Raw genomic sequence first — 14,519 nt, 5'->3', positions numbered from 1 at the left:
ATGTTTTTTAGTATTTATACTTGATCTACGTAGACTGTCTTGATTCTCGTGTAAAATTCTTTCGCCGCTTTTCCTTGTTCACGCGGTCCAGCACTAGAGTTTTTCATTCCGCCAAACGGAACTTGCGGTTCTGCTCCTGCAGTTTCTGAATTCACATGAACCATTCCAACTTCCATATCATCAATGAACCTTTGCGATAAACTTAAATTGTTCGTACAAATCGATGCACTTAGTCCATATTCTGTATCATTCGCTAAAGAAACTGCTTCTTCATAACTATTCACTTTAAATAAACATATAACTGGTCCGAAAATCTCTTCTTTTGCAATACGTGCATCCCCGTCTACATTTTCAAAAATAGTCGGTAACACGTAACAACCATTCTGTAATTCTATTTCGTTCGGTACACTGCCTCCATACAGTAAAGAAGCCTCTCCTTTTCCTACTTCAATCATCGATAAAACAGATTGCTGTTGTCCCTTTGAAACGCACGGGCCCATAAATGTATTTGGATCTAACGGATTTCCAACTGTAAGAGCTACCGTACGCTGCAACAGTCGATCCTTAAACGCTTCATAAATACCCTCTTCGACTATTACTCTACTTGTTGCGGTACATTTTTGCCCGGTTGACATAAACGCACCTTTTATCGCAATCGTTACCGCCTTCTCAATATCGGCATCCTTTAATACAACTAACGGATTTTTCCCACCCATTTCTAATTGAACCTTTTTCCTCGTTTCAACGGCTGCTTTTTGAATGATGTTTCCAACGTGATTAGAACCAGTAAAAGACACCGCCTGTATATCTGGATTTCCCGTTAATTCTGCTCCAACTTCAGATCCTTTTCCGAATACGCAATTGATAACTCCAGCTGGAATACCAGCCTCATGAAAAGCATTTACAAGATGGTACACCGATTTTGGCGTCACTTCCGCCGGCTTAATGACAATCGTATTTCCGTATATAAGTGCCGGCGCCATTTTCCACGCTGGAATGGCAATTGGGAAATTCCATGGCGTAATTAATCCCACCGAACCTACAGCTACACGTTTACTGTAAAGCATTGTACTTTCATTAGTAGACGGGATAATCTCTCCGATTGGTTGATTTGCTTCTCCTGCATAATATTCAAGAATGCTAATCGCCCGCTTCGTCTCTCCTATTCCTTCTGCAATCGTCTTTCCTTCTTCATTCGTTACATCCTGACCGATTTCATTTACCTTTTCTTTTAAAATAGCTGCCGCTTTCCATAAATAACTCGCTCTCTCTTGAAACGATAACTTTTGCCATGTATGAAAAGCTTCTTTCGCTGATGCGATTGCGACCCTCGTATCTTCTACTGAACTAAACGGAAATTCACCTAATACTTCCCCGTTATGCGGATTATAGTTTTTTACATATGCATTCGTGGAAGGTTCTTTCCATTCACCGTTTATATAATTGAAATACTTCATTCCCCTGCCCCCGCCGTTTTTATTTTGATAGTTTTGCAATTGCTGCTTCTAAAATAGTAAGTCCTTCTTCAAGCTGTTCATCCGTTATAACGAGAGGTGGTAAGAAGCGAAGTACGTTACTATAAATACCTGCGCTTATCGTAATAACCCCTTTACTATGCGTTTCTTTCATAATCGCTTTCACTTCTTCTGACGCTGGCTCTTTCGTCCCTTTATCTTTTACAAGCTCAATGGCAGTCATAGCGCCAAGGCCTCTCACATCACCAACTATTTCGTATTTCTCTTTCCAGCTATGAAACACTGTCATCATACGCTCGCCAATTTCTACAGCACGATTTACTAAATTTTCTTCTTCAATTACATCTAAAACAGCTAATGCAGCCGCGCAAGCAGCCGGACTTCCTGAGAAAGTACCACCTAATTGACCTGGTCCAGGTGCATCCATCAAATCTGCTCTTCCTGTTACTGCGCTAAGCGGCATACCAGCAGCAATTGATTTTGAAAAAGTCATTAAATCAGGAGCTACGCCGAAATGATCCATTGCAAATAAACTTCCCGTACGAGCAAAACCAGTTTGAATTTCATCTGCAATCATAATGATTCCATACTTATCACAAATATTTCGAACACCTTGTATGAACGTAGTCGTCGGAACGATAAACCCGCCTTCTCCTTGAAGCGGTTCCAAAATAATCGCAGCGATAGTATCACTTGCTACTTCCTCTAACATAAAGCGTTCGAAATATGCTAAAATTTGCGCGTCTACTTCTTCTTGCGTCAATCCTTCGTCAGCGCGGTAATAGTACGGATATGGTAATTTGTATACTTCTGATGCAAACGGACCAAATCCATGTTTATATGGTTTCACCTTACTTGTCAGTGACATCGTTAACAGTGTACGCCCGTGATATGCACGCTCAAATGAAACAATCGCACTTCTTCCAGTAGCTTTTCTAGCAATCTTCACCGCATTTTCTATCGCTTCCGCACCGCTATTAGCAAACATCGTTTTTTTCTTACAATCACCTGGCGTTAACTCATTCAGTCTTTCCGCCAGTGTAATATAACTTTCATAAGGTGCTACGTGAAAACAACTATGAATAGAAGATTCTACTTGATCTTGAATTGCCTTTACTACTTTCGGGTGACAATGCCCGACATTTTGCATACCAATTCCGCCTGCAAAATCGATTAATTCATTGCCATCTACATCCGTAATAATTGCGCCTTTTGCTGACTGCACATACAACTCTGTAATATTGTAAGGCCCTTCTGGCACCGCATTCTTTCTTCTTTCATGTAATATGCTAGATTTTGTAGTTGTAATATCCTTCTTCTCTTTCAACATAGTATATACCCCTTTTCTTATTCTTTTTCTAGGCTAATTTCCGAATCTTTTATCATCGTAAACTCATTCAACTTTTGCTTATCTATTTTTCTAACCCTTAAAAAGTAACTGATGATTACTAGGATCGTAGCTAGTAATGTCATGTAAAACTGCATTCGCATATCTGCTATAAACGCTTGTGAAACAAATATCGTAATAATCATCAAAAGCGTTGCATATGTGAGATAAGGGAATAACCACATCTTCACTTTCAGCTTCCCAGCCCCTTCGAGTTCCCTTTCTCGTCTTAACTTGACATGTGAAACGGCAACGAACATATACATCAGCATCGTTACCCCGCCCGAACTATTCGCTAAAAATGCAAACAGTTTATCAGGAGATATAAATTTCAACATCGCGCAAATAAATGCAAATACGATACTCGCATAAATTGCGATAACCGGCGTCCCTCTACTATTTAATTTTGAAAAAGCAGAAGGAGCATCACCTTTTTTTGCAAGTGAAAATAACATACGCGAACTCGTATAAATCCCTGAGTTCATAACAGAAAGTAGTGATAAAAATACAACACCATTCATAATTTCTGCGGCTGCAGGTACTCCTGCCATATTAAATAAACTTGCATACGGAAGTTTTAATAATTCCTTATCCGTCCACGGAATAAACAGAACTAAAATCGTTACTGATCCGACGAAGAAAAGCATAAGACGCCATACTACACTATTAATAGCTCGTATAACATTCTTCTCTGGATTTTCCGATTCTCCGGCTGCAATCGCTGCAACTTCACTCCCTGATAACGAGAATGAAATAAACACAACGCTCAGTAAAACAGGAACAATTCCGTTCGGGAAGAAACCGCCGTGTTCTGTAATAATAGAAAGAGTCGGTCTATCTACCCCTGGAACGAGACCAAAGAACATCGAAATTCCTAAAATTAAAAACGCAACAATCGCCACCACTTTAATAAACGCTAACCAATATTCAAACTCACCGTACAATTTTACTGAATACACATTCGTCATCGTCATTAATAGAACCATACATAAACTCGCGATCCATGCTGGAATCGAAGGAAACCAATTATTGATCATTACGCCTAAAAGCACCGCTTCAATTGCGATAATAATGACCCAGTTAAACCAATATAACCATCCGATCGTATACCCGGCCCACGGTCCAATTGCTTTGTTCGCATACGTTGCGAAAGAACCACTATCAGGATTTTCCGCTGCCATCTCTCCTAACATCCGCATCACGAGCACAACCATTAAAGCACCAATAATGTAGGACAAAATCGCTGCCGGCCCCGACGATTGAATAATCGTTCCACTTCCTACAAACAAACCGCCCCCGATAACCCCGCCAATTGAAATCATTGTTATATGCCGTGTTTTTAAATCTTTCTGTAACTCCTTTTTCTCTTTAGCCAAACAATTCACCAGCCCCTCCATTAGCATGAACGTGCGCCACACCCCATTGATAACGCTTTCTTTAAATCCTCTCCTATTTTAAGTAAAAAATAAAAAGAGCCAGAAAAACAACGCATACAACCGCATTGAATTTTACTGCCCCTATCCTTATGGCTCGTCCTCCTGCTAAGGAAGTTCAAGTGGAAAGAAGTTCCGCTATTTTCTTTTCAAAACATATACCCGGGCTTGCAGAGAGGCTAATCACTGTCATCCGATAATAAGTTAATCATAATACAAGTAGACAGAATATTCAATAATCACTTTCGCAAATTTCATGAATAATAAAGAAAATTCTCTCCCCCCACCACATATACTGTTCAAAAGCAAAAGGAAGTGATCCAATGTACTACGGAACAAAAGGTTGGTACGTAGCTGAACTAAAGAAATTAGGCGTGCGCTATCATGAAGGACGCAAACTAGAAAGTTACCGCGGACACGTCTTGCGTAATTTACTCATTGCACAACAAGAGAAATTAAAAGAACAGTAACATTCTAATGTAACGATATCGGCGATTCTCGGAATATATCAGCGATTTTTTAAATTTATCAGCGCTTCAACACAATATATCGGCGGTTTTTTAAATTTATCTATCTACACTACCAACCAATCACACATCAATACAAAGCAAAAAAGGTCACCCAAACGGGTGACCTTCTTTTCTTATTCACAAACAAGAATTTGTCTAGTAAATGATCCTTTTCTTGTGATACAGTGATCTGTAATTTCAAATCCTGCTTCATGGATCATATCGTCCATTGTTTCCATCGTGACAACGACTACTTTTTTAGCGATGCGACGCGCGCTTGAAAGAATCGAGAATTGATCTTCTGGTGTTGCGTGCGTAAATAAGTCATATGGCATATCGATAATTGCAACGTCGTAGTTCTCAGTAATCTCCTCGATTGGGCCTTTTGTTACTGTTCCTTCAAACCCAAAATGCGCGATGTTTTTTCTCGTTCCAAGAACCACGAGTGGATTTATATCTCTACCAACGATATTTATCCCCATAGAAAGTGCTTCTACTACTACTGTTCCAATGCCGCAGCACGGGTCAATCGCTCTTACTCCCTCTGGATTAGGCACCGCAATATTTGCAACTGATCTCGCAACACGTGTGCTAAGAGAAGTCGAATAGCTATGTGGTTTTTTTATGTGATGATACCAAACTGGTTCGCTTTCTACATAGTGTCCGAAGTACCAGCGTCCTCCAAGAGGAACAATCCCGAATACACGCTCTGGATTACGAACGTCTGCTTCTCCTTCAATATGCATGCCAAGGTCTCGTTCAATGAGACGTCTTTCCCCATATTCAATTTTATTTTCTCCAACCAGGTCATTGATTTTAACGAAGATAACTTTAAACGACGCCCCCGCCAAATCAATTTGTTCCACTTGTTTTAGAATACTTTCTAAGTCGTCTCCTTCATACATAACCTCAACGCGCTCTTTCATAAACGCACTTCTACTCGGATCAATTTTGACATTACTTTTCAGAATATTAACGTGAGACTCCATTCCAAAGAACGAGCGCATTTCCAAGTAACATAAAGCACGCTCCTCCTCGCGAAATGCATACGTATATATACATGCAGGTGTTTTACTATGATTATTCAATCTATGATCATCCTCTATCGTTTAAAATTGTTATGATTACAATTGCTACAATACTTTTTCGTATAAAATTAAATGATATCACATGCCGGAAATAAAGAGAAACGTTAATAAATAAAAGAGACTGCCTTTTGGCAATCTCTTTTTATTTATTAACGGAAAGAAGATACGCTATTACCTTTTGCTTCGTAATAATCTAAAATACCTTGATAAATCGCTTCCGCTGCAGCTTGTCTCTGTTTTGGTGTAGCAATTTTATCTGCATCACTTTTATTATCTACAAATGCTAATTCTGTTAATACAGCTGGCATTGTATTTTCTCTAGTTACGTATAAGTCCTGATGTTTCACACCACGATCTTTTGTTCCAAGTGCTGCTACAAGACGGTCTTGAATTTTTTGTGCTAATAACTTACTGTCTTCTACATGCGGATTCGTTACTTTTGCTCTTGCTGACTGATAATATAATGTTTCTGTACCTTGTCCATTTTTCTCTGCAGAACCATTAGCGTGAATACTTACAAAAATATCTCCATTATGTTCCTGAGCAAACTCTACTCGTTTTTTCAATGAATCTGTTGAGTTTACTCCTGGACGTGTATTATCTGTACGAGTAAACATAACAGTAAATGGTGCCTTTTGCTCAAAGATTTTCTTTAATCGTAATGATACATCTAATACAGTTTCACTTTCTTTCTCATAATAACCAACATTACCTGAGTCAATTCCACCGTGACCTGGATCAATAATAATTGCTTTACCTTCTAAGAAGTTCTCTTGTTTTACTGGATTTAATTGATTTTTATCAACCCACTGGAAACCAGCGCCTACGCGGATACGAATCCAGCTGCCACTCTCTTCCATAACCGTTACTGTTTGTGCATCATATGTACCTAGCACTTTAGAACTATGTGAAGCTGTTTCATAAGTAGTAAATCCTTCATTAATCGTTTCTGTTTTTTCTTTTAGAGGTGTCCACTTCTCACCTTTACTTGTTACAATTTTCAACCAGCCGTCCGCTCTTTGTTCTGTCACTTCAACCATTTGTGGCTTATGCTGAACGTCAGTAATACCAGATGATAATGATGGTTGATGATATGTAATAAAGTTTCTGTTCATATACATTCTTTTTGATGTATTTGTTTTATTTTCATCAGCCTTTGCAATGAACTGAGCTGCTTCTGCACGAGTTACAGTTCCTTCAGGATTCCAGCCATTTCCCGTACCATTAGAAATCTCTAAGGCTACTAAAATATTAGCTTGTTTCTTACCCCAATGAGGTTCCAAATCTTTAAACTGTGTTGGAAGTTCTCCAATAATTTTCTTATCTAATGAGTATGCTTGTACTAACATAGATGCCATAGATGCACGGTTAATTTGGCTTGATGGATTGAATTTACCAGTACCATCCCCATTAATTACACCTGCTTTTTCCACTGCAGCAATGTAAGGGGCTGCCCAATGGTTTTGTGCATCTTTAAAAGATGGCTTTGCTTTTGGATCAACTGGTAAACCAAGAACGACTGCTAAAATTTTTGCAGCTGATCCTCTATCTACTGCTTCAGATGGAGAAAACGTTCCATCTGGCTTTCCATCAAGCGCTTTTTTTCCTACTAAATAATCAACTGATTCTTGCGCCCATGTAGGAACATCCGAAAACTTCTTCGCTGCTGCGAAACTACTTACTGGAGACGATAATAAACTTGCGGCTAAAATACCTGCCGCGACTGCACGATACTTCATAAAAAATAATACTCCTCTCGACAATCATCTTTTTAATAACGCGTAATCTTAATATATAAATTTCGACAAATCCGAACAAAAAAAATTAGTGCGCCTCTATCATTTTATAATACTCGAATTATGTAGTAAACCTACTTTCTTAATATTGTAAAATAAATTACAATTAATTTACTTTTTATTAAATAAAGTCGATTTCTCTGCAAACAAAAATAGGCTACTAGAAGTAGCCTATTTCTTTTCTTATTCTGCAATCATCTCTGATAATACATATGCATAAACAAGTGCTTCTGTATGTGCAATCGAACTTTCATGTGTACGCTCAAATGCATGAGAAGAATCAATACCCGCTCCAATTAATGCATGTTTCACATCAAATCCAGCGTGAATCGCAGCTGATGCGTCCGATCCATAGTACGGATAAATATCTACTTTATATTCAATATTGTTCGTTTTCGCAAGCTCTACTAAATGTTTACGTAGTGCATAATGATACGGACCACTAGAGTCTTTTGCACAAATAGATACTGTATACTCGTTAGATGCTTGTCCATCACCTAACGCCCCCATATCAACCGCTAAATATTCAACCGTTTCTTCTGGAATATTAGAGTTACCACCGTATCCAATCTCTTCATTGTTAGAAATTAAGAAATGAGTTGTATATGGTAATGTTACGTTTTCATCTTGTAATCTCTTAATTAATTTTAATAGAATCGCAACACTTACTTTGTCATCTAAATGACGTGATTTTATGTATCCACTCTCTGTAATTTGAACGCGTGGATCAAATGAAACGAAGTCTCCTACTTCAATTCCTAATTCACGTACTTCATCAGCTGAAAATACGCGCTCATCAATACGAACCTCAATATTTTTCTCATCGCGTTTCGCTTCACCTGCATCTTTATATACATGTACAGATGTTTGGTGCATTAAAATCGTTCCTGTATACGTCTTGCCACTTGATGTTTCAATTTCGCAATATTCCCCTTCTACAGAGTTCCAGCGAAATCCGCCAATCATAGAAAGACTCAGACGACCGTCAGGCTTAATTTCTTTTACCATCGCACCTAACGTATCAACGTGTGCTGTTAATAAACGGTGCTGTGCATCATTTTTCCCTTTTACTGTTAAAATAAGAGCCCCTTTATTGTTACGCTTCGTTTCTACATTCCACTCACTTACATAGTTTTCAATAAAACGAATAATTTTCTCTGTATTTCCAGACGGACTTGGAATAGAGACAAGCTCCTTAATCAATTCCATCGTTTCTTTCGCATGATGTGCCATTGTCGTTTCCTCCTCATTTTTTCTATTATTTAGTATACCGAATTTACTATAAATCCTCTACTCATATAGCTTAATTTTCTAAATTATAGTAAAATTCACTTTAGTATACAAAAGGAGTTATAAAATATGAATATATCCAAAAAACATGCACACATTGTACTCACTTGGTTTTTAGCATCATTATTTTGTTTACAAGTTTCTTATGCAGTTCATACTACTACTTCTATTACAATTGGCTGGGTATTAACAGCTATCTTCTTCATTATTAGTTTATTTGCAACAAAAAAGCATAGCGTTAATGCGTAACGCTATGCTTTCCCTATAAAACTATTCTTCTGAAACATCTAATAAATAAATGCCTCTTTCAAACCCGCCACGCTCTATTTCTTTTTGCTTACGAAGACGTTCTATGTCTTCAATTGTTGCACCTTCTGCACGCGCTAATGAAATGATCACTTCCAGTGCATCCGCAAGAGAATCAAGCGCATGTTCACGCTCTTTCATAGAAGCAAATTCACGAATTTCTTCTGTTCCAATTTTCGCTAAAGCTTGTATGTATGCTTGTCCTGTTAATTTTTGTGCTGTATATGTTTTTCCAGACATTAAAATCTTCTCTGGAACACGGTCTCTTACTAACTTGTTATATGCTGACATCATTCATCCTCCTATGTTTAATAGCATCCGAGCTCTGCTGTATAGAAAAACCATTTCTTCGTCACGCATGCACTAATCATATCAATTCCTGATCCTTTTGCTCTTACGTGCGGAAAGAAATAGTGCTCTGATCCTTCTTCTTCCTTACCATATAAAGTTTGGTACTCAGCTGGAATTGCTTCTTTTTTCACAACTTTTTCTTTCGTCACCCCGCCAGAAAACGCAACGCTTGGATGTCCTTCAAAAAACAAAGCAGCTCGCACCGCCATAGATGGTGTACTATGCAAAGCATAATATGCTATTACAATCATGCTGATAACACCGATAATTTTTTTCATATATTACTCCTTAAAAAAAAGTGCTAACACAATTATACTAAAATGTGTTAGCACTTTCTCCCCTTTACCCTAAATTAACCGGCAGTAAAACTACCACTACACTTTATTCCCCTTTAAATGCCGGCAAACGTTTTTCTAAAAATGCGGCAATGCCTTCTTTATGATCAGCTGTTTGTCTCATCGCATATTGACCGCGTTTTTCAAGCTGCAATGTTTGTTCTAAATTGGAGCGATTTACTTCACATAAAATTTGCTTCGTTTGAATCATTGCTTTAATTGGCTTTTGTGACCATTCACTAATTTTTTGCTTCACAGCCGTTTGGAAGTCCTCGCCAATTACTTCATCAATTAAACCGATATCCAGCGCTTCTGTTGCTGATAATTTCTTTCCTTCCCAAATAATTTGCTTCGTCATATTTTCACCAACGCGCTTTTGAAGGAAGAAATGGCCGCCTCCATCTGGAATTAAAGCGATTCCAATAAAGTTCATCGCAATAATCGATGATATATCTGCCATCACATAGTCAGCTGTTAGCGCAATACTTAATCCAAGACCAGCAGTTGGTCCATGAATAGCACTAATAACAAGCTTCGGCATCGTATATAAAGTCACGACAACTTCAGAAATAGTATTCATAATACCATCAAACTTGCTTTCATCATTACTTGAAAGCATCGATTTAATATCTCCACCCGCAGAAAAACCACGGCCGTTCCCGCATAACACAACAATATGCGCCGAACTCTCCGCTACTTCTTTCAGTTTTTGTAATAGCTCTTTTAACGTTGGCTCATCTAATACATTTAACACCTCTGGGCGATTGACCATAACCGTTGCAACGCGCCCTTCATACTTCACAACAACAGATTCTGTTTTACTTGTTACTTCCATTATATATACCCCTCTTTTCCACATAAAGATTATACTTATATAATTATAGAAAGGAGGTGAAAAACCCTTCTTTTTTCTTAATTTTCTGTCTAATAATCTCGTAATTTGTATATAACCTTGTATAAAACATACAATTTCGTTGAAAAATATAGAAATTAAAGTCGTTTTATCCCCTCTCTTCATCTATTTACCATTACAATGAAATGGTGTATTCTTAAGTCTGATATAAAAATTAAATATAGAAATTCATTCCCCTTCCTATTAATAGAGGGGTGCTGAAATAAAGGAATGAAGAAATGGAGGAACATATGGTTACTAAGTTAAAACAGACGGATAACTACTTCCCGCATTTCCTACTGCTATTCATCGTGTTTCAACCAATTTTAGATTTATTAACGTCTTTTTCAATCTATGTATTGCACATGAGCGCAACAGTCGGAATCGTAGTCCGTTTCGCCTTTATGCTTCTTGCATTAGGTTATCTACTTCTTCATCATAAACAACAAGGTGCGAGAAAATATATTCTTTATTTATGTCTCTTTGGCATCGTACTCGCAATCGGCCTTGTGAATAATTTAATGGTCAAATCTCCAGTTTCATTTGGAGAAGAAGTGAAATTTATTTTGAAAAGTGTATATCCAATTGTACTACTGTTTGGATATATTATCGCACTGAAAGAACTAAAGAATAACGAATTTGCGTTTCATAAAATCATTACGTATTTCTTATATGCAACGTTAATTTTAAGTATTTCAATCATCGTGGCAATGTCAACTGGTACAGATTTCCCAAGCTATCCGAACTCAAAGATCGGTTCAAGAGGATGGTTCTTTGCTGGTAATGATTTAAGTTCCATTTTCGCAATTATGTTCCCAATCGTTGTTTTATACTCGGTACATAAAACAACTTCTTTCTCAAAAGTGTATTACTGGATTCCAACTGTACTTGCGATGTATGCAAGCATTATGATCGGAACGAAAGTAGGCTATGGTGCCATCGTTATTACACTTGGCATCGCTCTTTTCTTCTTATTCATTGAATATATGATGCATCGTAAAAAAGAAGGAAAAGGATTTACATATCTTGTAAACACAGTTGTTGCTGCTGTCGTATTAGGTGGTTTATTCGTCCTTACACCGCAAACCCCTATCGCAAAAAACATGAGCATCCACTTACAAATATATGAATACAAAAAATCAGTACAAGACGAAAAGGATCGAAAAGAAGGAAAAGAAGTTAAAGAAGAAGAACATAAGCAGGGTGAACTAACAGACTCTGAAATGAAAAGTTTAATTTACAGTGATCGTGACAAGTTTTTAAAAGTATACAAACAATACTATAAAGAAGCACCACTATCTCAAAAACTCTTTGGAATGGGCTACGCTGGTAACTATACAACGAAAATGAAGTTAGTCGAAATGGATTTCCACGACCTATTCTTCGCATTCGGCATTGTCGGCTTCCTTATGTATTTACTGCCGCTACTTTATTTCGGTATTAAAATATTCATTCGCTTGATCACAAACTTCAAGAAACTATTTAGCGTAAAACATATGCTACTAGCTAGCACACTCGTCCTATCGCTCGGTATCGGCTTTATGTCTGGACACGTATTAACAGCACCAGCCGTTAGTATTTTCTTTGTTGTGATACTTGCTTACTTAATTGTTGATTTAGAAATAGAATAAGAAAGAAGCAGCATCCATTTGGATGCTGCTTCTTTCTATTCCAATCCTTTACCGCCTCTAGCATTCAAAGTACTAATTCTTTCTGCTCCAGTAATCATTGGTTTTGCTCGCTTTATTAAATTTTGTGTAGACTCTAATGTTAAAGATGCTTTATGTGCTTCTTCATTACTCCATACTTCAAAAACGTATACAGCATTCGGCTCGTCATCAGAAGTACTTACAATATACAACTCACAACTATGAAGTGAGTTCATCGATTCCGCCGCCTCTAGCAAAATATTCGTTAATTCTTCCCGGTTACTTTCTTCCACAATAAACTTACCATACAATCCGAATTTACTCATTCTTCTCCTCCCTAATTATGCCATTTCTCTTATCTCAAAATTAATAATTCCCATAAATCACTCAAATACCTTCTTTTTCATTAAAAAAACACTTAATAGCACACCTTTCTTACGTATAAAATTAGAAACCATTTATATAGAATAATCATTTTAATCGATTTATTAACATGCTAAAATATTAAAGGCACTATTATATAAAAGAATATATAATAGATATGTCGGTTTTTTTGTACGAAATGTATTTCGAAAAAGTGAGGAGAGTCCTTTGGTATTTAGTAGTTCGATTTTCTTATTTATCTTTTTACCTCTCGTATTATTTCTCTATTTTATAGTGCGTGCAGAGCTACGTAATTTCGTATTACTTGCATTTAGTTTAATTTTCTATGCATGGGGCGAACCGCGTTTCGTTCTTTTAATGCTCTTTTCAATCGTATTAAACTACTGCTTTGGCCTACTCGTGCATCATTATGATAAACGAAAAAATATGAAAGTCACATTTTTAATTATGGCTGTGGTCGGAAATATTTTATTACTTTCTTATTTTAAGTATATTTCATTTTTCACAGACATTTTAAACAATGTATTGCACTTATCTATTCATGTGGAACCTATCCCACTACCAATTGGAATTTCATTTTATACATTCCAAGCGATGTCCTATGTCATTGATATATACCGTAAAGATGGGGATGTTCAAAAAAATCCACTTAACTTAGCGCTATATATCTCTATTTTCCCTCAGCTTATTGCCGGACCAATTGTTCGTTACAATATTGTCGCTGAGCAAATTAAAACGCGCATCCATTCTTTTGAACGATTCACAGAAGGTATTCAAATTTTCGTTCTCGGACTAGCAAAAAAGATATTAATCGCCAACCAAGTTGGATTTGTCGCTGATAAAATCTTCGCCTTACCACCATCTGAAATAAGTGTTGGAACGGCATGGATCGGTATTATCGCCTATACCCTACAAATTTATTTCGATTTCTCAGGGTATTCTGATATGGCAATCGGACTTGGAAAAATGTTCGGATTTGATTTCCCGAAAAACTTCAACTATCCGTACATCTCTAAATCTATTTCAGAGTTTTGGAGAAGATGGCATATTACACTCGGCTCTTGGTTCCGCGATTACATATATATCCCTCTCGGCGGAAACCGCGTTTCAAAACTAGCGAATTATCGTAACCTTTTCATCGTATGGGGGTTAACAGGTTTATGGCACGGGGCGAGCTGGACATTTATCGCCTGGGGCTTATATTACGGCTTTATTATTTCAATTGAAAAAGCTGGATTCGAAAAAATATTAAACAAACTATGGAAGCCGCTGCAACATGCATACGTATTAGTAATTGTTATGATCGGTTGGGTCTTCTTCCGAGCTGACAACTTCGCTTACTCGTTCCAATATTTAAAAGCGATGTTCGGCATAGGTGGGCAATCTTTCATCGATGACAATACAATGTTATACGTACATGAATACATCATCGTATTTATCATCGCCTTTATCGCAGCGACACCAATTTTAAAACGAATTAAAAACATACTAGAACTTGCACCAAAAACGTATATGTTCACAATGCAATTTATACGTCCTATATTATTACTAACATTATTTATGATTTCGGTTATGTACTTGATTAACTCAACATATAATCCATTTATTTATTTCAGGTTTTAAC

13 protein-coding genes and 1 pseudogene are annotated in these 14,519 nt (G+C 37.2%); 4 read left to right on the top strand and 10 right to left on the bottom strand.

Annotated elements, in window-relative coordinates; all coding sequences use genetic code 11:
* Positions 1-14: 14 nt before the first annotated feature.
* From DN390_RS13525 to DN390_RS13515, 3 genes are read right to left on the bottom strand one after another with little or no spacing between them, the layout of a single operon-like run.
* Complete coding sequence (locus DN390_RS13525) at positions 15-1,457, bottom strand: aldehyde dehydrogenase family protein (RefSeq protein ID WP_098288964.1); 1,443 nt, start codon at positions 1,455-1,457, stop codon at positions 15-17.
* Positions 1,458-1,476: 19 nt separating this feature from the next.
* On the bottom strand, positions 1,477-2,805 hold the full coding sequence (gabT, locus tag DN390_RS13520) for a 4-aminobutyrate--2-oxoglutarate transaminase (RefSeq protein ID WP_061687413.1): 1,329 nt from the start codon (positions 2,803-2,805) through the stop codon (positions 1,477-1,479).
* Between the two features lie 17 nt (positions 2,806-2,822).
* A complete protein-coding gene (locus tag DN390_RS13515; RefSeq protein ID WP_098288963.1) occupies positions 2,823-4,247 on the bottom strand; it encodes an amino acid permease in 1,425 nt (474 codons plus the stop codon).
* Between the two features lie 318 nt (positions 4,248-4,565).
* Here DN390_RS13515 and DN390_RS13510 point away from each other — a divergent pair.
* Positions 4,566-4,765: pseudogene (locus tag DN390_RS13510) on the top strand (YflJ family protein); the annotation flags it as partial.
* A gap of 173 nt (positions 4,766-4,938) precedes the next feature.
* On the opposite strand, the gene DN390_RS13505 reads toward DN390_RS13510, so the two are convergent.
* From DN390_RS13505 to DN390_RS13495, 3 genes are all read right to left on the bottom strand, one after another.
* Positions 4,939-5,892: a TRM11 family SAM-dependent methyltransferase gene (locus DN390_RS13505; RefSeq protein WP_147807555.1), complete on the bottom strand. Its 954-nt coding sequence runs from the start codon at positions 5,890-5,892 to the stop codon at positions 4,939-4,941.
* 149 nt (positions 5,893-6,041) lie between these two features.
* Positions 6,042-7,631, bottom strand: coding sequence for an N-acetylmuramoyl-L-alanine amidase (locus tag DN390_RS13500; RefSeq protein WP_147807554.1), 1,590 nt, complete (start codon positions 7,629-7,631; stop codon positions 6,042-6,044).
* Positions 7,632-7,871: 240 nt separating this feature from the next.
* Positions 7,872-8,921 carry a M42 family metallopeptidase gene (locus DN390_RS13495; protein ID WP_147807553.1) on the bottom strand — a complete coding sequence of 350 codons (1,050 nt, stop codon included), beginning with the start codon at positions 8,919-8,921 and terminating at the stop codon, positions 7,872-7,874.
* A 126-nt stretch (positions 8,922-9,047) separates the two neighbouring features.
* On the opposite strand from DN390_RS13495, the gene DN390_RS13490 reads away from it, so the two are divergent.
* Positions 9,048-9,227 carry a hypothetical protein gene (locus DN390_RS13490; RefSeq protein WP_147807552.1) on the top strand — a complete coding sequence of 60 codons (180 nt, stop codon included), beginning with the start codon at positions 9,048-9,050 and terminating at the stop codon, positions 9,225-9,227.
* 21 nt (positions 9,228-9,248) lie between these two features.
* On the opposite strand, the gene DN390_RS13485 is transcribed toward DN390_RS13490, so the two are convergent.
* The 3 genes from DN390_RS13485 to DN390_RS13475 form a co-directional block, all read right to left on the bottom strand.
* Complete coding sequence (locus DN390_RS13485) at positions 9,249-9,575, bottom strand: nucleoside triphosphate pyrophosphohydrolase (protein ID WP_060629731.1); 327 nt, start codon at positions 9,573-9,575, stop codon at positions 9,249-9,251.
* Between the two features lie 17 nt (positions 9,576-9,592).
* Complete coding sequence (locus DN390_RS13480) at positions 9,593-9,913, bottom strand: hypothetical protein (RefSeq protein ID WP_147807551.1); 321 nt, start codon at positions 9,911-9,913, stop codon at positions 9,593-9,595.
* A 103-nt stretch (positions 9,914-10,016) separates the two neighbouring features.
* Positions 10,017-10,829, bottom strand: a complete 813-nt coding sequence (locus tag DN390_RS13475; RefSeq protein ID WP_147807550.1) for an enoyl-CoA hydratase — start codon at positions 10,827-10,829, stop codon at positions 10,017-10,019.
* 284 nt (positions 10,830-11,113) lie between these two features.
* Between DN390_RS13475 and DN390_RS13470 the strand changes: the two genes are divergently transcribed.
* The gene (locus DN390_RS13470) at positions 11,114-12,493 is read left to right on the top strand and encodes an O-antigen ligase family protein (RefSeq protein ID WP_147807549.1); all 1,380 of its coding nucleotides are present in this window, start codon (positions 11,114-11,116) and stop codon (positions 12,491-12,493) included.
* 35 nt (positions 12,494-12,528) lie between these two features.
* Here the strand turns inward: DN390_RS13470 and DN390_RS13465 are convergent, their stop codons facing one another.
* Positions 12,529-12,837, bottom strand: coding sequence for a putative quinol monooxygenase (locus tag DN390_RS13465; protein ID WP_147807548.1), 309 nt, complete (start codon positions 12,835-12,837; stop codon positions 12,529-12,531).
* 265 nt (positions 12,838-13,102) lie between these two features.
* Between DN390_RS13465 and DN390_RS13460 the strand changes: the two genes are divergently transcribed.
* Entirely contained in the window at positions 13,103-14,518 is a 1,416-nt protein-coding gene (locus DN390_RS13460) for an MBOAT family O-acyltransferase (RefSeq protein ID WP_147807547.1), read from the top strand.
* Position 14,519 lies beyond the last annotated feature (1 nt).

The sequence above is a fragment of the Bacillus sp. SH7-1 genome, assembly GCF_008042405.1.
In the GTDB taxonomy this organism is placed as follows: Bacteria; Bacillota; Bacilli; order Bacillales; family Bacillaceae_G; genus Bacillus_A; species Bacillus_A thuringiensis_N.
The sequence above is the reverse complement of the archived record's forward strand: the minus strand, read 5'-3'. Positions and strand labels throughout refer to the sequence as shown.